Source organism: Natronorubrum sediminis (assembly GCF_900108095.1).
GTDB classification, from domain to species: Archaea; Halobacteriota; Halobacteria; order Halobacteriales; family Natrialbaceae; genus Natronorubrum; species Natronorubrum sediminis.
The window spans coordinates 121,420-144,688 of the sequence record NZ_FNWL01000001.1; the positions used below are offsets into that span (position 1 = coordinate 121,420).

Sequence of the window (23,269 nt, forward strand, 5' to 3'; positions counted from 1 at the left end):
GCATGACGACACACCAGTCGAACGTCGAACTCGACGGCCCACAAGATGGTCTCGAATCGGCCACGCACTCGACAGCAGGCGAAACCGATGGTGCCACCGTCGAGACCCCATCGCAACCGGCGTACGATATCGACATCCCAGCGGATGCGAGCGACGAAGAAGCGGCCGCAATCGTCGCGGCAATCGGCGCACACGTACACGATCACGCACTCGCGATTGCCGCGGCAGCGTCAGAGAGCGAGGAGACGTGGGATGGAAAGCGCTGGTCGTTCGCCGGCCGGATTCGCGACCGACAACAGCGGACGGTTAGAGTGCCACGCGAAAGCCCAACCGATCCGTGGGCGGCGGCGGGCCGAACGGATCGATTCTAACGCAGTGGCGACTGGCGTTTCGAGCGATCGATTTTCACGGGATACTCTTCCTCGAGACGTGTCCGCGTGCTTGTGGACCTGACGCACAATGAGTGCGCTTAAGAGACACCGTCCACAACCCCCGAACATGGCCACGCAAACCGAATCTTCGACGGACATGGGTGTAGGACTGGCATTTGCACTCAGCGCAGTTGCAGCGATTGGTGCGTTGTTGATGTTCACCGGCGCCCCGGACATGACCGCAGCCTGGGGATTCGCCGCAGCGATGCTCTTTAGCGCGCTGGCAGTCGTTGGCATTCACCTTTACTGGGACTAATCGCCAGGCGAGACGTCGTTCAATACCGGCGTACGTTCCGAATCGGGCTACAAAAGTTAAGAGCGACGATGTCCTAAACCCTCCTACGGACGATGACCGACTACTCCAACGAAGAGCAAGAAATCCTCTCGTACCTCCGGGAGAGTGCGACTCGAGGTGAACAGTACTTCCGGGCGAAGAATATCGCGGAAGCGATTGGGCTGTCATCGAAGCAGGTCGGTTCCCGCCTCCCTCACCTCGCCGAAAAGGCAGACGAGGTCGACATCGAAAAGTGGGGTCGCGCTCGCTCGACGACGTGGAGAGTAACGATTAGTTAATCACCGGCCGGAACTGGGTCGTTGTGTCGGTGGAGTAACGTGACGTTCGGTCCACGGTCTTTTTACCAGTGACTCCCGGAGTTAGGGCCATGACAGTACGGGTCGATCGATCGTTCGAGGTTTCGGCGCCACCCGAACGTGTCTGGGCATTCATTGCTGACCCAGAGAATCGCGCACAGGCGATCAGTGTCGTCCACGAGTACACCGCGAACGATCCTGCCGGCAAAGAAGTAACCTGGCACGTCGAATTACCGATTCCGTTCGTTCGGAAAACGATCACCGTCGAAACCGAAGACGTGGCGCGTGACCCACCGACGTATGTCGAGTTCGTCGGCAGATCGAAGGTGATGGACGTCACCGGGACGCACGAAATCGTCGAAACAGCCGACGGCACCCGCCTAGAGAATTCGTTCGTCGTCGATGGCAAACTCCCTGGCGTGGAGACGTTCTTCGAACGAAATCTCGACGACGAACTCGAGAACTTGCGTGTCGCCCTCGCGGACGACCTCCGGGCGACCAACTCAGGGGGCGACTGACGACGCTCACTCGAGGATCGACAACACACGGGAATGACGGCACTCGAGGACAGACACCATCGGATTCAGACGACACCGACAATTGACACCACACGATGACACCGACAATTGACACCACACGATGACACCGACTCCGACCACACCGTTTACACTCGCACTCGCACAGATCGACGTCGAACCGACCGCTGTCGACGCGAACGTCGAACGCGCACTCGAGGCCATCTCGCGTGGGGCCTCGCGCGGCGCGGACCTGGTTGCACTGCCGGAGCTGTTCAACGTCGGGTACTTCGCGTTCGACAGCTACTCGGACCTCGCGGAACCGATCGACGGCACGACGCTCGCTCGCATTCGAGAGGCAGCGGCCGAACACGGCGTCGCCGTGCTTGCGGGGAGTATCGTCGAAGACCTCGAGGCGACGGCGACCGTCGAGACGCCGGCAGACGAGGGGTTTGCAAACACGGCGGTGCTGTTCGATTCGAACGGTGACCGTCAACTGATCTACCGGAAACACCACCTCTTTGGGTACGAGTCGGCCGAATCCGAACTACTCGTTCCGGGTGAGCGCATCGAGACGGCAACCGTTGGCGGGGTCACTATCGGAACGACGACCTGTTACGATCTCCGCTTTCCGGCCCTCTACCGACGACTCGTCGATGCCGGCGCAGAATTAGTGCTCGTCCCGAGCGCGTGGCCGTATCCGCGCCTCGAGCACTGGCAAACGCTTTCACGCGCTCGCGCGATCGAGAATCAATGCTTCCTCGCGGCGATCAACGGCTCGGGCCACTTCGAAGACGCCGACGCGACCCTGCTCGGACGGTCGACCGTCTACGACCCGTGGGGGACGACGCTGGCCTCGAGTGGTGACGAGCCTGCTCTGATCGTCGCGGATCTAGACCTCGAGCACGTCGGGCAGGTTCGATCGGAGTTTCCCGCACTTCAAGACCGGCGACTGTAACTGTACCGCGTTCGTCACTTCCAGAACGGCGACGTCGATCACTGAATTTTTATTTCAGGGACCCGATTGTTCGACCTGCCGGTTACAGGCGCTTTTCACGTCACGACCGGCAGAGCGCGTCTCCGGCCCGACACACGCTCGAATCCCGGGACTCGAGCGTGTCTCGTCTCCGTCCCACCTCGACCCCACTCCTCTTTCGTTGCTGTCGAGTCGTTGACTATCCGCGTCAGACGGCCGATCTCGCAGAAATTGCGAAAAGTACCATCGGCCAGCCCGTTGCGAAAAAGTAAGGTAGTGGGTTCGCGTGGGTTTTGACAGGAATGTTCAGGAAGGTTCTCGTAGCAAATCGCGGGGAAATCGCAGTTCGAGTGATGCGAGCCTGTGAGGAGTTGAATATCGGGACCGTCGCGATCTACTCCGACGCCGATTCGGAGTCGGGACACGTCCGCTTCGCCGACGAAGCGTACAACGTCGGTCCGGCTCGAGCGGCCGATTCGTACCTCGATCACGAGGCGGTTATCGACGCCGCACGGCGAGCCGATGCCGATGCGATCCACCCCGGCTACGGCTTCCTCGCGGAGAACGCCGAATTCGCGAGCAAAGTCGAAGCTGCCGATGGTATTACCTGGATCGGTCCTGCGAGTGACGCAATGGAATCACTCGGTGAGAAGACCAAAGCGCGGACGATTATGAACGAGGCAGACGTGCCGATCGTCCCCGGAACGACGGATCCCGTCACCGAACCCGAGGAGGTCACCGCCTTCGGCGAGGAACACGGCTATCCGATCGCGATCAAAGCCGAAGGTGGCGGTGGCGGACGCGGGATGAAAGTCGTCTGGGACGAGAGCGAAGTCGAAGACCAACTCGAGAGCGCCCAGCGCGAGGGTGAGGCCTACTTCGACAACGACTCAGTCTACCTCGAGCGCTACCTCGAGAACCCTCGCCACATCGAAGTCCAGATCGTCGCCGACCACGACGGCAACGTTCGTCACCTCGGCGAGCGTGACTGTTCGCTCCAGCGCCGCCATCAGAAGGTTATCGAAGAAGGCCCCTCCGCAGCACTCTCCGACGAACTGCGCGAGAAGATCGGCGAGGCCGCTCGCCGCGGGGTTTCTGCGGCGGAGTACACCAACGCCGGCACCGTCGAATTCCTCGTCGAGGAAGCGTCCGGACGCAGTCCCGACGAACCGCTTGGCCCCGACGCAAACTTCTACTTCCTCGAGGTCAACACGCGAATTCAAGTCGAGCACACCGTCACCGAGGAAATCACCGGCATCGACATCGTCAAACGTCAGATCCGAATCGCCGCCGGCGAAGAAATCGATTTCGAACAAGACGAGGTCGAGATCGACGGTCACGCGATCGAGTTCCGGATCAACGCGGAGAACGCGGCCGAGGACTTCGCTCCCGCGACCGGGGGCACGTTGGAGACGTACGATCCGCCGGGTGGAGTCGGCGTCCGGATGGACGACGCCCTCCGACAGGGCGACGACCTCGTCACGGACTACGACTCGATGATCGCGAAGCTAATCGTCTGGGGCGAAGACCGCGAGGAGTGTATCGACCGCTCACTGCGCGCGTTAGGTGAGTACGAAATCGATGGCATTCCAACGATCATCCCGTTCCACCGACTCATGCTCACCGACGAGGAGTTCGTCGAGAGCACGCACACGACGAAGTACCTCGACGAAGAACTCGAGGAGAGTCGAATCGAGGAGGCCCAAGAGCAGTGGGGCGGAGACGTCGGCGATGGCTCGAGTGAGGACGAAGAGGCCGTCGAACGCGAGTTCACCGTCGAGGTCAACGGCAAGCGATTCGAAGTCGAACTCGCAGAGCACGGTGCCCCGGCGATTCCGGCCGGCGACGTCGACGTCGACGGTGGCCACACCGAACCGCCACAGCCAGCAGGCGGCTCGAGCGATAGTAGTGATCTCGAGGGCGACGGTGAAACCGTCGACGCAGAGATGCAGGGAACGATTCTCGACGTCGCCGTCGAAACGGGAGACGAAGTCGCCGCTGGCGACGTGCTCGTCGTTCTCGAGGCGATGAAGATGGAAAACGATATCGTGGCCTCGAAGGGCGGCACCGTAACCGAAATCGCCGTCGAGGAAGAACAGAGCGTCGATATGGGCGATACGCTCGTCGTCCTCGAATAAGGAAGGCCGATTCCGACTAGTCGTCCTCGAGCGTTCGACGGTGGACGTTTTGATCCGCCGACCAGTCTTTTTGGGCGTATCCTTTCTGCCACTCGATTCTCCGGTTACGTAAACGAGTCAATGACTGCTTGAGTAGACGAGTTGGGACCGTTTCCTCTCGACGGTAGTCCGTGACGCTAAAACAATTCGAACGAAACGAACGATTCACCTGATGAGTGTCATACTATTACACCACTATTGGAGTCGAAGAAATACACTGTCGAACAGAACTGCGTCGTACTGAACAATAGTGTCCAACAAGGGCTGGCTGAGGCCAGAGGATTTATCCCTGATGACTGTAAGAGTCTGCCCAATGCTACTCTCAGCTGACGCCTCGGATACCACTGCGACACGCTCGATCAGTTTCGACGTAATCGCCGCCGTTGCCGAACGAGAGGGTGTCGATCCGATGGATATCGAACCTCCAGAGTACGAAGCGTTGTACGAAGCCATCAATCCGGAGGCGCTCGATGCAATTTTCACCCCACGAACGGACGGAACTCCTCGAGCGGCGGGGCGCGTCGAGTTCCCTTTCTGTGGGTATTACGTCACAGTAACGAGCGACGGGGATGTCGACGTTCGCGAGCAATCGAGCACCGATCAGTAAGCTCGTTTGGCGCGTGGACCTGGAGTCGAGACTCACTCGCGTGTTGCGTCGATTCGCGTTCGCCATTCGTCGGGGAGTGGCTTCGACTCGCCGGCCGCCCGATCGACGAGGACCTGAACTGTCTCTGCTGTCGCGGCGGTGTCTCCATCGGCTCGGATCTCGTATCCAATCGTCAGGCTCGAGGTACCGAGGGCAGTAACGCCCATCGAGACGGTGACCCTGTCGTCGGCTTCGATTGCCCTGACGTAATCGATTGTCATCGTTGCGAGGACGGTTCCAATGTCAGTCAGTGAGACGCCAATGACGTCGGCGAAGTACGCTTCTCTCGCTTCTTCGAGGAACGTGGCGTAAACTGCGTTGTTTACGTGGCCCATGAAATCGATGTCACGGAGACGCACGTCGATGTCGGTTTCGTAGGAGTACAAGTCGTCGGGATCGTCGGTCATCGATGCCAGCTAACGAACGCGGCCACCGTATAGCTACGTGTCCCATCCGTATTCGTCATCGATCGTCGCGAGTTATTCTGAGTCACAGACCGATTCGAAGACGGATCGATGGAGTTGCGTCGTGACGATTTCCATCAGCGGCTTCATGTTTCGCGTATCAGCCCGGTTGTACTCGACGAGGCGCTCGAGTGCGGCGTCGTCGCCGCGTTCGTACTCGTGCCAGAGGCGGACGGCGTCGCGGCCCGTGAGGTCTGGCATGTCGCGGTCGATCCCGAGTTCCCGCTCGATCGCTTTCAACCCGCCATCGAGTCCGAGCCTCTTACAGGGATACATGAGGTCGACGTGGGGCGTCGTGACGTCGATGTCGTAGCAGGTCTCGAGAAACGGCACGTCGAAGCGCTGACCGTTGAACGTCGCCAACAGCGCCGCTTCCTCGAGTTCAGCCTCGAGGCGCTGACTCGTCAAATCTCGGCCCTGAACGAACGTCTTCGTCTCGCCACCTTGGTGAAGGCTGACGGTCGTTACGTCGTTACAACTCGCGTCGAGTCCGGTCGTTTCGATGTCCAGAAAACACGTTTCCTCGCGAACGTTTTCGTAACAGCGCCAGCGGCTAGCTGCCGGCATAGCGTCGGCGAATACCGAAACGTCACCGCGCTCGAGGTGGCGACGACCGTCGTCGATAAATGAAGAGATACGGTCGGCGAGCGTCTCGCCAACGACACGTCCATCGAACTCGTCCCAGTGGGTGATCCCGTGCTCCCAGAGACGACGTTCGGTGGTTTCCCCAACCCCGCGGACGGGAATGAAACTGTTCTCGATTCGCACACCCATTTCAGAGCGCCGCGCAAACTAAAATTGATTGGATCGACGCCGGGGACCGTTATCTCGACCGTCTCGAGAGACTGGCGGTATCGACCGGAGAGACTGGATTCTCGTGTGAGCGTTTGACGGCTCAAAAGGCTAGCCACTCGGTCGTCGTTCCTTCGTCTTGAAATTGCCAGCGATGTTCGTCCGTTCCGCGCCGAGAGCGGATTTCGACGAGCACGTCGAACAGTGGCTCGAGGAGACGAACCAGTTCGTCGGTGCGCTCGAGTGGGAGGTGATAGTGGCCCATCCCGTTGTAGTAATCGACTCGAGCGGTGAGCAGGTGGAGGAACTGAAACACGTCGTCTCGTGGCTGTGCTTCGAATAACCGCTGGAGGCAATCGAGACAGACGCGAAGCGAGGCGGGTTCGAACCCGTCCGCACGCTCTTCGAGTTCCTCGATCGCGTCGTTACTCTCGATACCGAGCGTTTTGAGCGATGTCTGGTCGGAGGTGTCGCCAGCTACCCGTGTCGACGGTGTGGCCGCTGTCACGTCGATCGTACGGGTGTGAGCTGGCGCGTCGATACTCGAGCGAGTACACGGCTGCGTCGTCGAATCTGAATCGGTAATGGAGAGTCGATATCGCGAGGGTGCATCGACGCCGCCACACAATCGACGACAGAGGGTCGTGTGAAGTTCGGACGCATCCGTGCCGACGATCAGAATATTGCTACCGTTTCGTTTGAGTTTCGCGAGCGTCTGTCCGAAACTCGCCTCCGATGACACACCATCGATTGGTTCACCATCCATTCCGTCATACAGAGCTTGCGATATACTGATAAGTTTTCTGTCTCGTATTGATCGTATCGTTCTGTTTCACCTCCAGTCGTGAGTTCGACGGACTACTTTCGAGTCCACCGGCTACCGGCCGAACTTTTCATTGAGGCACCCGTAGGAGTCGTATGAGCGACTCCAACGACGAACTGATCGATGCCGTTCGTGAACTCACACGAACGATCGATGACCTTCGAACGGAACTCGAGGCGAACACCGACGGCCCTCGACTGCGATCGCGCCCGCGGCCGCCGACCCCCCGAGAACTCCTTCGGTTTACGGACGAAGTTGCGATCCCGGCAGCGATCGTTGCCCTCGAGACGAGCGTTCGCGCGCTCGAGGGGTTTCAGCGGACGCTCAAACTCGCTCGTACTGAACGAGACGTTCGAGACCGAACGTCGACCGCGACCGACGCCGCGAGCGATCGCGCGAATGCGCTCAGACGAACGACGCTGTCACAACTCGATACCATTCTGACGCAACTCCAGCGAGCGACGGCCGACGAAGACGCCGTGGAGGACGACCGAGTCACCGACTTGCTCTCCGAGGCTCGAGCGCTGCGCGACGATCTCGACGGGAGGTTGCAGCGTCTCGGCGACGATGTCGACCGATCCACGGAGGGCTCGGAACCGATTCGCATCGACATCGAAGACGGAACCGTCGACTCGCCCGATATCGGTGACGAAAGCGACACTCGGGCCGATCCACAGTCACACGTCGACGTCGACGCCGAACTCGAGACGCTGAAAGATCGTTACGGAGAGGAGGATCCGGACGCCGATTCCAAGCCGGGCGTGGGTTCCGGTGTTGGTATCCACGAGAATCACTCGAGTGCGGCCGGTGAGACTGACGATACAGGCGAAGCGGACGAAACGGACGAAACAGACGAAACAGATGAGACGAACGGTGACAACGAGTCGGACCCGACTCGTGACGATTCTCCGGGAGCGGGAGGCGATAACGGCGAGGAACGTTAGACCGGTTCGAACCGATACCCGTCCCACTCCTGACTTTCTGGCTCGCGAATGCCAGCATCGGGGTCGCGCAGTTCCTCGACGTACACCGGCTTTACCTCGTCGTCAGTTTCGATATCGCCGGTCGTCACCTGACCGATCGCTCGAACGGATTCTCCCTCGACGTCGAACTCGACGATTGCGAGATGATTCGGCTCGCGGACGCCCGGTGGCGTTGCCGTACTCGTCGTCCACGTGATCACTTCTGCAGTGTACTCGCTGAGATCGATCGTGTCGACCGGTTCGGTCCCACCCGGCCCTCGAGGATGGCCGGGGTAGCGAATCGTGCCGTCGTCGTACTCGTAGGCTTCCATCGTCATTGTGCTGCCTCCATGATCGTCGTGATCACACAGTTGCCAAAGCCACCGACGTTACAACAGAGTCCGGCCTCGGCGTCGACCTGTCGTGGTCCTGCCTCACCGACCAATTGTTCGTAGATTTCGACCCCTTGTGCGACCCCGCTTGCACCCAGTGGATGGCCCTTCGATTTGAGACCGCCGGAGGTGTTGACCGGCAACTCGCCCGTCTCTCGCTCGGTGTATCCCTCCTCGACGAGTTTCCACGCCTCGCCGTGCTCGGCGAAGCCAAGTCCCTCCATCTGAAGGAACTCGAGAATGGTGAACATGTCGTGGAGTTCTGCGACGTCGATATCGTCCGGTTCGAGGCCGCTCATCTCGTAGGCTCCGTTGCCGCTCTCGACGACGCCGCCCATCACGGTCGGATCCTCGCGTTCGTGGACGACGTGAGTGTCCGTCGCGCCGTCGATGCCTGAAATGACGGCGTAGGTATCGGTATACTCCTGGGCGACGGATTCGGGACAGCACATCAGCGCCGCCGAGCCATCCGTAATCGGACAGAAGTCGTACAATCGAAGCGGATCGGCGACGACCGGCGACTCGAGGATCGTCTCGAGGTCGACTTCCTTCTGGAACTGCGCGTGTGGGTTGTCGACGCCGTTTCGATGGTTCTTGGCTGCAACCTTTCCGAGACTCTCACGCGGGGCGTCGAAGCGCTCGAGGTAGTGTCGCGCCGTGAGCCCTGCAAACGAGGGGAGCGTAACGCCATGTTTGTACTCGACTGGGTGAGTGAGCGAGGCGATGACGTCGGTTGCTTCGCCAGTCGTCCGATGGGTCATCTTCTCGCCGCCGACGAGCAGCGTCATCTCGCTCGCGCCGCTTGCGACGGACTGCCAAGCAGCGTAGATACCTGCACCGCCGCTGGAACTCGTCTGATCGACACGTTGTGTATATGCCGGCATCGCATCGAGGTCGTGTGCCAGCGCGTTCGGAACGCCGGTCTGTCCTTCGAATTCCCCACTCGCCATGTTCGAGACGTACAGGTGGTCGACCGCCGAGGCGTCGACACCCGAATCCTCGAGACACTCCTCACCGGCTTCCGCGAGGAGGTCCATGATCCACTCCCCCTCGCGTTGGCCGAACTGCGTCATCGAGGCACCGATAATTGCAACACGTTCCATACGCTACTGGTCATCGGTCAACGATTTATAAGGTGGGGATCCCGACAGTGCTCGTCGTCGCGAGAGCTTCAGCGGACGGCTGCCGGGAGACTACACCGATTCAGCCGTCGTCGTCCCCAACTCACTCGCACGTGATCGCGCCTGCTCGATCATCGCGGGTCTCGCTTCGAATGTAATGACGACGTCTTCGTCACCGTACGTCACGTCGTCGACGTGGCCGTTATCGTGAATCCACGACACGACGCTCATCGTCTCGTCCGTCATGGGGAGCAACAGGCGCTCTTCACGCCACTCCGGCAATTCGTCGTCGATTCGCTCGAGGAGGGCGTCGACGTTCGCTCCCGTCTTCCCGCTGACGGCAACCGGATTCGGGGCGAGCGACGAGAGCGCCTCGCGCTTTTCGGCGAGTTCGTCCTCGTCGACTTTGTCGATCTTGTTTAACACCGTGACGATCGGTGCCTCGTTGCGTTCGTAGAGCGTGTCGTGACTGGTGACGAGTTTCTCGTGAATCTCGTCGACGTCTTCGCTAACGTCGACGACGAGTAAGACCAGGTCGGCACGGTAGACCGAGTCCAGCGTCGACTTGAACGATTCGACCAGCCAGTGGGGCAGGTCGCTGATGAACCCAACCGTGTCGGTCACAAGGACATCCCGCGGTTCGATCGCTGCACGTCGGGTCGTCGTCCCTAGCGTGGTGAACAGGTTATCCTGAGACTCGGCCGTCGCCTCGAGGTCCGGGTGAAGCCCCTCGTTTTCTTCGACGGTGAGGTCGTCCGCGAGTCGGCGCAAGAGGGTCGATTTGCCGGCGTTCGTGTAGCCGGCGAGAGCGACCAGATCGAACCCGGAGTCGCGTCGGCGTTCTCGCCGATGCTGCTCGGTCTGTTCGATCTGCTTGAGTTCGTCGTTGATCCGGCTGATCTGGTCTTTGATGTCCTGTTCGCGGCTCTCGTCGTACTCTCCCAGACCCATGAATCCGGGGTGTTCGTCCCGCTTGGCGAGGCTGGTTTTCGCCTCGGCTCGAGGGAGTTCGTATCGGAGTTCCGCGAGTTCGACCTGAAGCTGTGCCTTGCGCGTCTGGGCTCGTTGGCCGAAAATCTCGAGGATGAGCGTGAATCGGTCGATGACCTCGACTCCCGCATCGAAGAGTTGTCCCAGATTGTACGTCTGATAGGGGCCAAGTCGATTGTCGAAGATAACTGTCGTCGCCTCGGTTTCATCGACGAGCTCGGCGAGCGTTTCGGCTTTCCCCTCACCCAGTTGCAACGCGGGATCAGCCCGTCGCGATTGGGTGACTTCGCCAATGACAGTGTACCCTGCTGCGGCTGCAAGGTCCCGAATTTCGCTCGTATCCGCGACGCCGGAATCGACGCGTTTCGCGATAATAGCCTTCATACAAACCTCGAATGTGTCGTAGTCGATTCGGACTCGTGTCCGTCCGTTCGCGAGACGTGGGGCTCTCCGGACGACGACAATCCTTCGGTACCCCACCATTCGTCTCGACGTATCGATCGAGACATCCGCTGGTCGTCACTCGAAACGATGCCGGGCGAACACCTCCGTTGGACGAATGCTGACCATACGTGTGAATACGTGTCCGAGCGTCTTGAATCCCATGCTCAAGTCACACTCACGAGTCGTCCAATCGGTGAAATCCGCGTTCCATCTGTCGTCAGAAATGGGGGACGGCGTCGGTTTTAACCACAACAGTAATTGTCATTGGCACGTATGTGAAACCGTGGTTGTAGATATCGATCCGTCGACGCTCGGCCTGGAGTTTGCCGGAGGTGCGATTATCGGTGCGGTTCTCGGATTTGCGACGAAGCAGGTTGCCACGCTCGTCGCCATTATTATCGGCGTTCAGTTGATGGCGTTTCGATATCTCGAGTCCCAGGAGATCGTCACCGTCGACTGGAACCGTCTCTCAGCGGGTCTCGTCGAAACCCAAGAACGCGCGCAATCGGAAATTCACTGGCTCGAGTCCGCCCTCTCGATGCTCTCGGTTGGGGCCGGATTCACGAGCGGGTTTTTAATCGGGTTCCACCGAGGGTAGCGTAGAGGCCACTCGCCGAGAGTCACGTCTCGTTGCGGGCGTGAGGCACCCACAACGAGTTCGAGGAACTTCACCGCGTCTGGAGGTCGTCTTTGTCCTTGACGAGTTCGGTTTCTGCTTCGCCACTCGAGTGTTCGTTGACGACGTCGTAGAAGTCGTTTTGCATGCCCGCTGGGAACGTGATAGCACCGATCCACGAGCCGTCGGGTTGCCACTCTTCGCGCTCGAGATCGCCGAAGGAACGAACCTTCGCCTGTGCGCTCCCGGCGTACTCCGCGGGAATCTGGACGGCGATGGTCACCTCTTCGAAGCGAATCGGGATGACGGGACGTAACGCATCCAGGGCCTCGTCGACTTGCTGTTCGACCGGTTCCATCGGATCGACGGTGAAGCCGGCTTCCTCGAGGGCGTTCTCGATTCGTTCTGGGGGATGGGGCGCATTGTCCATCTGGGGGTTGATCGCGTTTCGTGCGATCGTGTTGATCAGTTGCTTGCGCTTTTGTTCTTGCATCTCCCGACGCTGTTCGGCCGTGATCTGGATCTCACCCTGCTTGATCACTTCTGGAATGATCTCGAGCGGGTCGGTCGTCTCGAAGACCGTCTCGAGATCGTCCTCAGCAGGTCGGTCTCCCCGCGAGGCGTTTTCGAACACGTCCTCTGCAGCGATCACGTCCTCGAGGTCGTCGTCGAACTCGCCCCGTTTGATCTCGAGTGCCGCGTCAGGATCGACTAACACTTCGAAGCGCGCCCCGTGTGACTCGAGTTGCGCCGTCACCGCCTCGTCGAGTGATATCATACCTGTGAGTTCCGTCGGACGGGTAAAAGAGCTTTTCCTGATCACTCGGCGGAGACAGACGCACGAACCCGCGAAAAACGAGACTCGAAACTGCAAGCGACGTCCGTGCCCGTCGGATCGTCTCGATTACTCTGCGTCTTCGTCGTCCTCACCGTCGTCGAGGAGGTCGTTTTCCTCGAGGTGAGATTCGATCTTGTCGTAGTCGAACTGCTCGAAGGACTCCGTTTCGACGTCGACCGTCGCGAGGCCGACCTCGTTCGGCAAGAGCGAGCCCTCGTTGACCGAGGCGAGTGCGTCGAGTGCGAGTCCGATGCCACCATCGAGATCCGCTTCTTCGTCGTAGTTCTCCTCGAGGTACTCCTGTAAGTCGCCGCGGTCTGCACCGACGGCGAGGGCCTTCCACTCGTAAGGCGTTCCGGATGGGTCGGTTTCGAACAGGCGCGGCTCGCCGTTGTCGATCCCGCCGACGATCAGGGCGACGCCGAACGGACGGGCACCGCCGACCTGAGTGTACTGTTGGATGTGGTCGGTGACTTCCTTCGTCAGCGTCTCCACGCCGATTGGCTCGCCGTAGCGTAGCTGGTTGACCTGCGTCTGTCGGCGCGCGAAGTCGATGAGCTGGCGAGCGTCGGCGACGTGGCCGGCGCTGGCGATGCCGACGTGGTTGTCAGCCTTGTGGATTTTCTCGACGCTCGAGTCCTCGAGCAGCGGAGAGGGAACTCGTTTGTCGACGGCCAGTACGACGCCGTCACTCGTTCGGACGCCGATGCTTGCTGTTCCTCGCTTGACCGCCTCGCGAGCGTACTCGACCTGGTATAGTCGGCCGTCGGGCGAGAAGATCGTGATGCCTCGGTCGTACGCCTGCTGTTGTTGTTGTCCCTGCATAGTATCACGCTAAATCGTAATCGAGGTCTGTCGCACCCGTGAACGTCTCATCGAGTCGCACGTCTGTAGATCCATCGCGCACAACGGCGACTCGCTCCTCGTTCCCGAACACGACGTTTCTCTCTTCGGAATCTTGCCCGCGTCGACCTAAATAGTTTTCTTCAGCGGCACGGATCGTGCCACTGATACCACAGACCCGAATTCCGACCGGAGAGCCGTCTATACCGTCGATACAGGCGACCGCTGCCCGCCCCGGTTCCGTCTCACCGCGGCGGACCCGAACGATCGCTGTACCGGTTCCATCGCCAAATTCGAACCTCACGACCGTCATATCGGCTCGAGCGCTCCCCGGATCGCCCAGTAAATTCTGGGCCGCGTACCAACACTCGCGCTGGAACGCTCGTCGATCGATCGTGGCGTCGGGCCAACTCTCGAGTTCGAGCGCGAGATAGCGCCAGTGGGGCTGGAGGTGTTTTGGCAGGTGCTTCATGCGGAATCGAGAGCGTCAGTGTCGCCCACTCGGGTCGTCGCCCGTTCCGCAACCAAGACGCCCACCTGTTCGTGGACCTGTTCGACTGCGGTGAGCGAGAAGCCGGCGTCGGTGAATGCGTCCGCGAGGACGCCGACGGTCGCGGGGTCGTCGACCTCCGGCGAGTAGTACGGCTCGTCTGGATCCGGTTCCCCGAAGAACATCACGTCACCGAGGACGAATTTCCGGGGCTCGAGGTCGGCAATCACCGCAATCGCCTCGCGTTTTTCTCCATCCGAGAGGTGATGAAGGGCGTAATTCGAGGTGAGTATGTCGACCTCGTCGTCGTAATTCGGCTCGCGGAAGGTCCCGTGGCCGAACGAGACGTTCTCGAGTCCGCGCTCATCGGCCTTGGCTCTCGCCTCGTTCATCATTTCGTCGCTGATGTCCCGACCGACGATGCGTTTTGCGTCGGCCGCGAGCGAAAGGGCAATCGCGCCGGTTCCAGTGCCCAGATCGAGAACGATATCGTCGTTACTCGGATTCGCGTGTTCGACCACGAGGTCCGCACACGCCCGATACTCGGGTGATTTCGACTCGTCGTAACTCGCCGCCTTTTCGTCGAACCTTGCGGCGTGTTCCTCAGGACTCTTCGTCATATCTCCCCCGTTCGACCCCCGGCTCAATGAACGACTCGGAGCGAATCGCTCGGTTTCGTTCGGCAAGGTGGCCCCACTCGGCGAGCCCCGCTTCGATAAACTCACTCGAGAAGCCCAACTCCTCGCCCAGCGCAGCGAGTTCGCGCGGGGCGCGCATCTCGAGGTGTGATCGCGGATCACCACTGACGACGTACGGTGCGTCGTAGTAGTCGACGAGTTCCTCGAGCTTTTGCAGCGACTGAATCGCTCGCACTCGTCTGCCGCCGCTTCGTCGGAGCACCCCCGAGAGGTCGAATTCGAGGCGAACGCCGTTCTCGACGGCGGCTTTCACGACCACGTGATTGACGTCACCGCCGCCGGCCATCGGATGCGCGAGAACGTCGACCTTGTCGGTCTCGACTGCGAATCGATTCATCGCGTTCGAACCGCCGTGAACCGCGAGAATCGTCTGTTCCGTTCGGTAATTTCCGACCGACCCTCCGGCCTGTTCGGGAGAGTCGGCTCGTATCTCGAGGCCCGTCACGACGTCGACGTCGTACGCCTCGCGGATTTGCTCGGCGTCGTACTCTCCACGAGAATCGTGGTGATTGCGTACGACCACGCCCTCGAAGCCGTAGTCGGCCGCCGTCTTGGCGAGTCTGGCGACCGTGGTCTCTCCGTCAGGGTGGGCGTGGACGGCCTCGTACATACTCGAGTCGTCTCACGGCGGCGACTTGGGGTTTGCGCCATGTACTGAGGAAATTGTCGCAGAGTCGAACGGCCGGGAGCACGCCCGAACGACTGTGAGGGCGTGCGACCCGGGGAAGGGCAGGCTGACACCCGACGCTCACCGCGAGCGAACGTAAGAACGGCGCTACGCGCCGCGGAAAGACGAACGGCCGGAGGCCGTGAGTCAGTGAGCGAGCGGGCCGACGACTGATGTGAGTGAGGACTAAAAGGACGAACGAACGGAAGGAGAAGTGCTTTTCATCGAAATTTTGCCGAGGGACATCGCGGCCGCAACAGTTTGCGGCCGCGATAGACCGCAGCGCAAAAGTTCGGTTCTAGTTGAGAATCGACTGTGCGACCGTCGCGAGCTGGCCGTTGTCCGCCTCGCGGAGTCGGTCGTCGCCGATCGTTAGACGCAGTCGTGGGCGACCGACGTCGATCGGAACCTTCTCGGTGTCGATGAGACCCATGTCCTCGAGTTTGGTCTTGGTTCGGCTGAACGTTGCTTTGGACGCGATGCCGACGTCTTCGCCCCACTTGCTGATGTCGTACAGCAGCGCTTCGTTCTTCGCTGCGACGAGCAGCGAAATGGTCACTTCGTCGAGACCGTCGCCGTCTCCGCGAGCGGTCTCGAGCGAGTTGAGGATCGCCGTGAAATCTTCCTCGGCTTCGGGACTGATCTCGTCGGCGAGAGTCTCCTGGACGTCCGTGATCGGTGGCGTCCGGAGGTTGAACTGGGTGGCGTCCTCCCAGCGGCCGGCGTACGTGTCGTACGTGTCGGCGACGAAACTCTCTTCGTCGGTGACGAGGCCACCGACGCGGTCGCCGGCGTGGACGATCGCGATGACGCGTTCGTCGGTGCTCAAAAGCGAGTTCTCGGGTGCTTGCTCGAGCGTGCGAAGTGCGAGTGCGTCCTCGCTGATGAGGTCGGCAGCGTTCGAGGCGATGATAAAGTCATCCATCACATCTTTGAGTGTTCGCTCATCTGCGAGCATGTGAACCGACGGCAACTCGCCGTCGAATGCGGTCGCGACGGAAACGAACTCTTCGATCGCATCAGCGGACGGATTAACCATGTATACGTCCCCAGATGCATCCTCGAGAACAGATTCGAGGATATCGTCAATCTGGTGGTTGAGTAAATTCGAGGCCATGACTATACAGAAGTAAACGAACGGATGTTACTTAATTTTGGTGGCCGTTTGACCACCAGAACATCCAATCGCGTCGGGACACCGGTAAGTTTTGTCTCAGGTATCGTCAATTTCCCGACCAAATCCGGGTAGAAGCCCGATACTTGTTAACCAATTGTCTGGATAGGACGCTTCGTGTGACAGTCCTTTCTTCAGTATTGTAACCATTATTGTATTGTGGACAATAATTATATATGCTACCGTAGTACTGTTGACTCGTATGGGTGCTAGCTACGAACAGTGTTCGTCGATTGGTCGTACGTTGTATCGTTGTGGGTCGACGGCTGATGCACGTCGGTTCCCGCTAGTGGGTGCAAAGCGTGTCAGTACGTACGGTGGTCCCTGAACTGCTTACTGGACAAAGTGCGACCAGATATCGTTCGACCAGTAGACGTCGCCGTCGTAAATTACCGACGCATCTGTTTCCTTGAGGACCGTTGCAACCTCACTCGAGGTGAGCGTCATGTTCGACTGTGTCCCACTGAGGTATGCAAACTCGTTTTCTTCGGTGTGGGGGTAGTAGTACGACCCCGTCGCTCGTGTCGAGTAACAATCGAACGTCACGAAGTACCTCGAAGGTTCACCGTCGAGTTCCTCAAGAGTGATCGTAATCGGAAGTTGGTTTTCACCGTGGACAAGCGAGTGGGTTCCGTCGCCGACGACGGCGTAGTCTTTGCCCATCATGATGCGTCTTCTGGCGAGGCGAAGCGCGCGTTCGAAACTGAATCCGTGGACGAGCAGTTTGGCGAACATCGAGCCCACTTTGACCGCGTGTTCGTTCAGAACTTCTTGAAACGTTACTGCACCGGCCACGCTACCGTTTTCGATCAGATCGACCCCTTCGTAGTAGGAGCCACACGCGTTGAGGAAGAAGGTTTGTGCGTTTGATTCGTCCACGTTCGAAGTCGAGAAGGAGCCGTCTGTACAGCGAAGTCCATCGGTTTCACAGTGGCCGATGTAGTGGACGAAGTCGTGGTCGGCTTCGAACACACGGGCGAGTTCGCTCGACGTAAGCGATTCGAGGACGGTGACGTCCATCGAGAGCTCCGACGATCGTTGCCGGTAGATATTGGCGACGTCATCGTGTTCGCAGGCCATCTCGGGATCGTTCAACACGATACAGATCGACGTCGTCGAACTCGGGCCTTCGATGTACTCGAGTCGATTGTGGTAGGCCTCCGGTGTCGTGTTGAAGACGTCGATTGGGACACCGTCGGCGAGCCACCCGTGAACGCGACCTGTTTTGAGGTCGGGTTTGACGATATCGACGGACGCGACGGCTCCGTTCATTGCACCCCTGGTGTCCGCGTTTTCGAGAGAACGACCGGCGCGGTAAAAGTCCTCGAGTGATCGTTCGACGAGTTCCTTCCCCTCGAGTTTGGAGGTCTGTGGCATGTATATCATGCTCATTCGATCGAGGAGGAACGGGAGGGCCTCGACAGTATCGTACGCCGGGGCGACGTACGTCGAGAGGTGCCAATCCGGGAGTCGGTGTTCGATTGCACCGTAGGGAACGTCGAGGTACGCGGCGAGTCGTTCTCGTGGCGGCGCAGTGTAGAGTCGCTGTGCATCGACTCCGAGCGCGTCGAGGACGTTGAGTTCGGCCAAGTCGGTACCGTGGGGCCCGACGTTCCGGACGAGACAATCGAGGAAAAACGTCTTACGGAGCAACTGTTCGACGTCTCGCTCGAGTTTGGGCATCGATGAGAGTTGCGTTTCGATCGGCCCGTTGGTCGAACGAAGCGTCGGTTCGTTCGATTCGATTCCGCGGGCATCGAACGGGACGATCGTCGCCTGAAGATAGTAGGCGAGGGGTGCGATCACGTAGAGCGTCTCGTAGTCGGCTGGAACGAGGAGTTCGATACCGGTGTCGATACGCTTCTCGCGGACGGTGTCGGGAATCTCGAGGTGGTCGCCGCGCTCGAGGAGCGGTGGGTGGCCCCGAAGTGTCGGGTACGTGCGATCCGGGCTGTCGGTTTTGTGTGCTGTAGCGAGATGGGAAATTGCAGTTGCAAGTTCGGTCGGCGAGTCGGGGACGGTAATCGTCTCCGTCGGAAGTTCGTGCCGACTCCGAAAGCCAACGATGACGCGGGTCCGTTCGGGAAAGGTAACGACGGTTTCTTCGTAGCCACCGGCTTTCGAAATTGTCGCACTGCCGGAGAATCGGAGGTACGTTTTGATCTCGGCGTCGATATCGACGACGTACTCGTCGGGGACGAGCGACAGTGGGGTGCCGTCCGGATCGAGTTCGTGTTGTGCTGTTGTGCTGAGTGAACACGCGTAGGTAACGGCGTGGGGGAATCGCAGTTCGTCCGTCGTAACGACGACCGTCTCGTCGACGGGGCGCGGGATGTCCGGACCTGGGCCGTCGACGACGAGCGTCTCACCGTGTACCGACAGTTCGGTGTTGTCGGCGTCCGTCACACGGAGCGTATTATCGCCCATCGCCCACTCTATCATTCGGTTCGCTGAATGTTTCTCTGCGAAGTTAGTTGTATCGGGTGTGTCACGACAATATCTGCCATTACGATCGTGAAACGTCGGAGATGAGCAATTTGAGCGGTTAATACCCGACCACGTCTCTTTCGGTTGAATCGTGACCGAACCGCTGTTCTCGAGGCCAAGTAGTGGCCCCACTTGCCGAAGACGGGTACACTTATACACTCGCCAGCCGGCACATCGGACATGGAACACGAGCACGTACGGGAGGTCGATCCCGCCGTAGCAGATGCACTCGAGGGTGAGGTCGAACGCCAGCGATCGTCCCTGCAGATGATCGCGAGCGAGAACCACGCCAGTCGAGCCGTCATCGACGCGCAGGGAAGCGCGCTGACGAACAAGTACGCCGAGGGCTACCCCGGCTCCCGGTACTACGGCGGCTGTGAGTTCGCCGACGACGTCGAACAACTCGCCATCGACCGCGCAAAAGAGCTGTTCGGTGCCGAGCACGTCAACGTCCAGCCACACTCGGGGACCCAGGCCAATCAGGCCGTCTACTTCGCGATTTGCGAGCCAGGCGACAAGATTCTTTCGCTGGATCTGACTCACGGCGGACACCTCAGTCACGGTCACCCGGCGAACTTCGTCGGCCAACTCTACGACGTCGAGCAGTACGAAGTCGACGCCGAGACGGGCTACATCGACTACGACGGCCTCGCAGAACAGGCCGAGGAGTTCGAGCCGGACATCATCGTCTCGGGGTACTCCGCGTACCCGCGCGAGATCGAGTGGGGACGCATTCAGGAAGCCGCCGACAGCGTCGACGCACTCCACCTCGCCGACATCGCTCACATCACCGGCCTCGTCGCTGCGGGCGTTCACTCCTCGCCGGTCGGCACCGCCGACTTCGTCACCGGTTCGACCCACAAGACCATTCGCGCCGGTCGCGGCGGCATCGTCATGTGCGATGAAGAGTACGCCGACGATATCGACGCCGCCGTCTTCCCTGGCGGACAGGGTGGCCCGCTCATGCACAATGTCGCTGGCAAGGCCGTCGGCTTCAAGGAAGCCCTCGAGCCCGAATTCGAGGAGTACGCCGACCAGACGGTCGCCAACGCGAAGGCCCTCGGTGAACGTCTCGTCGAGAACGGTTTCTCGCTCGTCTCAGACGGGACGGACAACCACCTCGTCCTCGTCGACCTCCGCGAGAGCCACCCCGACACGAGCGGCGGTGACGCCGAGGAAGCGCTCGAGGACGCGGGTATCGTCCTCAACGGGAACACGGTTCCCGGCGAGACGCGCTCGGCGTTCGACCCGTCAGGTATCCGCGCGGGCACGCCCGCACTGACGACTCGCGGTTTCGACGAAGACGACTGTCGCAAAGTCGGTGAGTTGATCTCCCGCGTCATCGATGCCCCCGAAGACAAAGCCGTCATCGAAGACGTTCGAAGCGAAGTCGAGGACCTCTGTGGCGCGAATCCGCTGTACGAGTAAGTAGTCGAGTAGGTCGATCGTCAGCGTTCGGTCGTGTCGCCTTTTTCCGCTAATCGTTGTCCCGGCCTACTTGCCGCGGGCATCCAGCGGTTCCACCGAGTACCGACACCGATTTCCATAGCGGGCGACCGTTTGGTGGAGACGTGAGTGTTCTGTCTCAGTCGTCGCTCGAGTCGCTCGAGTCGGCACCGATCGACTCGTGTTTGTGCAGGAGTGACATCTTTTCGCGGAGATCTTCGTCCTCGTCGCCGTACGTCCGAATTCGGTAGACGTACAACAACGACATTACCAGAATCCAGCCGAACTGGAGCACCAGTGCCGACGGTGCGCCCAGTGCGACGAACACCATGAACACCGCCGAGACGACGACGTTGCCGACGGCGACGATTTTGAGCACCGGCATCGGGAGTCGGTAGAACGAGTACTTGTACCGATCCGGGAATATTTTCGGGAGATTCCACAGCGCGACTCCGCTAATCATGAAGCTGATGAAGATCCCGGTGACCGTGACGGTCACGAGCCAGTCCAACACGTCGACGGTGAGAATTGCTCCGAAGGGGCCCATAAGGGGGGCGGCGAGTAACGGAGGGAGCCCGAGTAACAACAGTGCACGGTTTGGCGTTCCGAACCGATCGTCGATCCCGGCGAAGAACTCGGGGATAACGTCGTCACGGGCCGCGCGCATGATCGTCCGCGAATAGGACGTGTACAGCGTGTTGGTCGTCGTCGCGGCCGCAACGAGCGCGCCGATAGCGACGAACGCGATCGCCCAGCCAGGTAAGATGCCTTCACTGACGGCCGCGATACCACCATCGACGGCCTCACCGTCTTGAGCGATCGCCTCCCACGGTACGGCACCGACCAGGGCGATGATGACGGCAATCGTCAACACTGCCACGAGTGCCATCCCGACTGCGAGGACGCGCGGGATGTTCTTCGCCGGGTTCTCGAGTTCTTCGCCGATCTCGATGATCATCGCGAAGCCCTGGAACGGAATATACAGCGTCACGGCTGCCAGGAAGAAGGGAGCGTATCCGTCGGCGTACGGTTCGCCTTCACCGGCGGGGAACATCGGTTCGAAGTTCGCGGTATCGAAGGACGTGAAGCCGCCGACGACGAACGTGATCATCGCCGCGATCAACAGACAGACGAGGACGATCTGGATGTTCGCGGCGAGACGAACGCCGACGTAGTTAAACACCAGAAACGCTCCGAGTAGGAGGTAGACGGACAGCAACGTCGGTAACTCGACGAAAACCGGGACGTACTCGGCGAAGCCAAGTGCCGCGAACAACAGGTACGCCCACACCGACATCACCGGAACTGCAACCCCAAGGAATCCCCAGTACGGCCCGACAAGCCTCGAGGCGTAGACGTACGCGCCACCGGCGACTGGGATTGCACCACCGAGTTGTAACAACAACAACATTCCCAGTACCATCGGCACTACCGAGAGTAAGATCGCCAGGACGATACTGGGTCCAGCGACGGCGGCCATCTGTGTCGGGACGATGAAGATACTCATTCCAACTGCCGTCCCAATGAGAAGTGCCACTGCTGCAATTGGTCCCACCCGTTCCGTAATCAGTTTGAAATCGTCAGTAGCCATCGATGTTATGCTACTACATGCCATACCATCTGCCTTCAACCTACCTATTGGAACATACGATAAGTCTGCGTATCGTTCGAGCGTATCGTCGACACGATACCCACATTCGTGGATAGTGTGGCTAGCGAGCGTGGAGATTTTGGGCACGAACCCGAGGGTTGAATAGCCTCGCGGTCGCCCACTCGAGTAATGACTGAGATCATCGACGGCAACGCTGTCGCGAGCGAGATCCGAGACGGGTTGACAGACGCGATCGAGACGCTAGCCGACGTGGGTGCGCGACCTGGGCTGGCGACCGTCCTGATGGGCGACGATCCCGCTAGCCAGACCTACGTGAACATGAAACAACGCGACTGCGAGGAGGTCGGCATCGAGGGCCACCACGTAGACGTCGCCGGAGATGCGCCTGCAGACGAACTATACGAGACGATCGACGACCTGAACGACAACCCGGATGTCCACGGCTACCTCGTCCAGGATCCTGTCCCGGATCATATCGACTACCGAGAGGTCATTCGCCGAATCGATCCCGCTAAAGACGTCGACGGCTTTCATCCCGAGAACGTCGGCCGGCTAGTCGCTGGTAACGCCCGCTTTCGCCCCTGTACTCCCCACGGAGTCCAGAAGATTCTCGAGGCTTACGACATCGATACAGAAGGGGCGGACGTGACGATCGTCGGCCGCTCGCGAATCGTCGGCAAGCCGCTCGCGAACCTCTTGATTCAGAAGGCTGAGGACGGCAACGCAACGGTGACGGTCTGTCACTCCCGAACCGACGACCTCGGCGAGAAGACCCGCAATGCGGATATCGTCGTCGCCGCCGTCGGCGTTCCCGAACTGATCGACGGGTCGATGATCGGCGACAACGCCGTCGTCATCGACGTCGGTGTCAATCGCGTCGAGGCAGATACCGAGAAGGGATACGAACTCGTCGGTGACGTCGACTTCGAGAGCGCCAACGAACGCGCCAGCGCGATCACGCCCGTCCCCGGCGGTGTCGGTCCGATGACGCGCGCGATGTTACTATATAATACGGTTAAAGCGGCGAGCCTCCAAGAAGAGATCGACGTGTCGCTTCCCTGAACGACGCTCTCC

25 protein-coding genes are annotated in these 23,269 nt (G+C 60.0%); 11 read left to right on the forward strand and 14 right to left on the reverse strand.

The genetic code is table 11. The features are described 5' to 3' along the window. Positions 1-2: 2 nt before the first annotated feature. The 7 genes from BLW62_RS00580 to BLW62_RS00610 all read left to right on the forward strand — a co-directional run bounded on the left by BLW62_RS00580 (position 3) and on the right by BLW62_RS00610 (position 5,297). A complete protein-coding gene (locus BLW62_RS00580) occupies positions 3-371 on the forward strand; it encodes a DUF8022 family protein (RefSeq protein ID WP_090503512.1) in 369 nt (122 codons plus the stop codon). Between the two features lie 127 nt (positions 372-498). After that, positions 499-687, forward strand: coding sequence for a DUF7525 family protein (locus BLW62_RS00585; RefSeq protein WP_076577959.1), 189 nt, complete (start codon positions 499-501; stop codon positions 685-687). Positions 688-779: 92 nt separating this feature from the next. Beyond that, positions 780-1,004, forward strand: a complete 225-nt coding sequence (locus tag BLW62_RS00590; RefSeq protein ID WP_076577961.1) for a DUF7123 family protein — start codon at positions 780-782, stop codon at positions 1,002-1,004. Positions 1,005-1,093: 89 nt separating this feature from the next. Next, entirely contained in the window at positions 1,094-1,540 is a 447-nt protein-coding gene (locus BLW62_RS00595) for an SRPBCC family protein (protein WP_090503515.1), read from the forward strand. 121 nt (positions 1,541-1,661) lie between these two features. Next, positions 1,662-2,495, forward strand: coding sequence for a carbon-nitrogen family hydrolase (locus BLW62_RS00600; RefSeq protein WP_090503519.1), 834 nt, complete (start codon positions 1,662-1,664; stop codon positions 2,493-2,495). A gap of 320 nt (positions 2,496-2,815) precedes the next feature. Further along, a complete protein-coding gene (locus tag BLW62_RS00605; RefSeq protein ID WP_090503523.1) occupies positions 2,816-4,651 on the forward strand; it encodes an acetyl-CoA carboxylase biotin carboxylase subunit in 1,836 nt (611 codons plus the stop codon). A gap of 352 nt (positions 4,652-5,003) precedes the next feature. Continuing rightward, complete coding sequence (locus BLW62_RS00610; RefSeq protein ID WP_090503526.1) at positions 5,004-5,297, forward strand: DdfA family disk-determining factor; 294 nt, start codon at positions 5,004-5,006, stop codon at positions 5,295-5,297. Between the two features lie 32 nt (positions 5,298-5,329). On the opposite strand, the gene BLW62_RS00615 is transcribed toward BLW62_RS00610, so the two are convergent. The 3 genes from BLW62_RS00615 to BLW62_RS00625 form a co-directional block, all read right to left on the reverse strand. Continuing rightward, a complete protein-coding gene (locus BLW62_RS00615; protein ID WP_090503531.1) occupies positions 5,330-5,743 on the reverse strand; it encodes an acyl-CoA thioesterase in 414 nt (137 codons plus the stop codon). Positions 5,744-5,815: 72 nt separating this feature from the next. Continuing rightward, on the reverse strand, positions 5,816-6,568 hold the full coding sequence (locus tag BLW62_RS00620) for a ribonuclease H-like domain-containing protein (protein WP_090506366.1): 753 nt from the start codon (positions 6,566-6,568) through the stop codon (positions 5,816-5,818). Between the two features lie 127 nt (positions 6,569-6,695). After that, complete coding sequence (locus BLW62_RS00625; protein ID WP_090503535.1) at positions 6,696-7,358, reverse strand: DUF7504 family protein; 663 nt, start codon at positions 7,356-7,358, stop codon at positions 6,696-6,698. Positions 7,359-7,510: 152 nt separating this feature from the next. On the opposite strand from BLW62_RS00625, the gene BLW62_RS00630 reads away from it, so the two are divergent. Beyond that, on the forward strand, positions 7,511-8,359 hold the full coding sequence (locus BLW62_RS00630) for a DUF7547 family protein (RefSeq protein ID WP_090503540.1): 849 nt from the start codon (positions 7,511-7,513) through the stop codon (positions 8,357-8,359). On the opposite strand, the gene BLW62_RS00635 is transcribed toward BLW62_RS00630, so the two are convergent. The 3 genes from BLW62_RS00635 to hflX form a co-directional block, all read right to left on the reverse strand. Continuing rightward, a complete protein-coding gene (locus BLW62_RS00635) occupies positions 8,356-8,715 on the reverse strand; it encodes a nucleic acid-binding protein (RefSeq protein ID WP_090503546.1) in 360 nt (119 codons plus the stop codon). The genes BLW62_RS00630 and BLW62_RS00635 overlap by 4 nt on opposite strands. After that, positions 8,712-9,872: a thiolase family protein gene (locus tag BLW62_RS00640; RefSeq protein ID WP_090503550.1), complete on the reverse strand. Its 1,161-nt coding sequence runs from the start codon at positions 9,870-9,872 to the stop codon at positions 8,712-8,714. Before BLW62_RS00640 ends, BLW62_RS00635 begins: the two co-directional genes overlap by 4 nt. Before the next feature lie 90 nt (positions 9,873-9,962). After that, a complete protein-coding gene (gene hflX / locus BLW62_RS00645) occupies positions 9,963-11,264 on the reverse strand; it encodes a GTPase HflX (RefSeq protein WP_090506367.1) in 1,302 nt (433 codons plus the stop codon). A gap of 343 nt (positions 11,265-11,607) precedes the next feature. On the opposite strand from hflX, the gene BLW62_RS00650 reads away from it, so the two are divergent. Beyond that, a complete protein-coding gene (locus tag BLW62_RS00650) occupies positions 11,608-11,922 on the forward strand; it encodes an FUN14 domain-containing protein (RefSeq protein ID WP_245726640.1) in 315 nt (104 codons plus the stop codon). 70 nt (positions 11,923-11,992) lie between these two features. Here the strand turns inward: BLW62_RS00650 and BLW62_RS00655 are convergent, their stop codons facing one another. The 7 genes from BLW62_RS00655 to BLW62_RS00685 form a co-directional block, all read right to left on the reverse strand. Further along, the gene (locus tag BLW62_RS00655; protein WP_090503559.1) at positions 11,993-12,718 is read right to left on the reverse strand and encodes a ribosome assembly factor SBDS; all 726 of its coding nucleotides are present in this window, start codon (positions 12,716-12,718) and stop codon (positions 11,993-11,995) included. A 126-nt stretch (positions 12,719-12,844) separates the two neighbouring features. Then, positions 12,845-13,603: an archaeal proteasome endopeptidase complex subunit alpha gene (gene psmA, locus BLW62_RS00660; protein ID WP_076577986.1), complete on the reverse strand. Its 759-nt coding sequence runs from the start codon at positions 13,601-13,603 to the stop codon at positions 12,845-12,847. Positions 13,604-13,607: 4 nt separating this feature from the next. Further along, on the reverse strand, positions 13,608-14,093 hold the full coding sequence (locus BLW62_RS00665) for an Rpp14/Pop5 family protein (protein WP_090503563.1): 486 nt from the start codon (positions 14,091-14,093) through the stop codon (positions 13,608-13,610). Then, positions 14,090-14,731 carry a class I SAM-dependent methyltransferase gene (locus BLW62_RS00670; RefSeq protein ID WP_090503568.1) on the reverse strand — a complete coding sequence of 214 codons (642 nt, stop codon included), beginning with the start codon at positions 14,729-14,731 and terminating at the stop codon, positions 14,090-14,092. Before BLW62_RS00670 ends, BLW62_RS00665 begins: the two co-directional genes overlap by 4 nt. Continuing rightward, positions 14,715-15,419 (reverse strand): RNase P subunit p30 family protein, encoded by a 705-nt coding sequence (locus BLW62_RS00675; RefSeq protein ID WP_090503573.1) that lies wholly within the window; start codon positions 15,417-15,419, stop codon positions 14,715-14,717. The genes BLW62_RS00670 and BLW62_RS00675 overlap by 17 nt, the downstream gene beginning before the upstream one ends. A 355-nt stretch (positions 15,420-15,774) precedes the next feature. Then, on the reverse strand, positions 15,775-16,593 hold the full coding sequence (tbsP, locus tag BLW62_RS00680; protein WP_090503579.1) for a transcriptional regulator TbsP: 819 nt from the start codon (positions 16,591-16,593) through the stop codon (positions 15,775-15,777). 390 nt (positions 16,594-16,983) lie between these two features. After that, a complete protein-coding gene (locus BLW62_RS00685; protein ID WP_175459648.1) occupies positions 16,984-19,092 on the reverse strand; it encodes a hypothetical protein in 2,109 nt (702 codons plus the stop codon). Positions 19,093-19,317: 225 nt separating this feature from the next. On the opposite strand from BLW62_RS00685, the gene glyA reads away from it, so the two are divergent. Continuing rightward, positions 19,318-20,565 (forward strand): serine hydroxymethyltransferase, encoded by a 1,248-nt coding sequence (gene glyA, locus BLW62_RS00690; protein ID WP_090503593.1) that lies wholly within the window; start codon positions 19,318-19,320, stop codon positions 20,563-20,565. Positions 20,566-20,722: 157 nt separating this feature from the next. Here glyA and BLW62_RS00695 read toward each other — a convergent pair whose 3' ends face one another. After that, entirely contained in the window at positions 20,723-22,174 is a 1,452-nt protein-coding gene (locus tag BLW62_RS00695) for an APC family permease (protein ID WP_090503597.1), read from the reverse strand. 189 nt (positions 22,175-22,363) lie between these two features. Between BLW62_RS00695 and BLW62_RS00700 the strand changes: the two genes are divergently transcribed. Further along, complete coding sequence (locus BLW62_RS00700) at positions 22,364-23,257, forward strand: bifunctional methylenetetrahydrofolate dehydrogenase/methenyltetrahydrofolate cyclohydrolase (protein ID WP_090503602.1); 894 nt, start codon at positions 22,364-22,366, stop codon at positions 23,255-23,257. Positions 23,258-23,269: the final 12 nt, after the last annotated feature.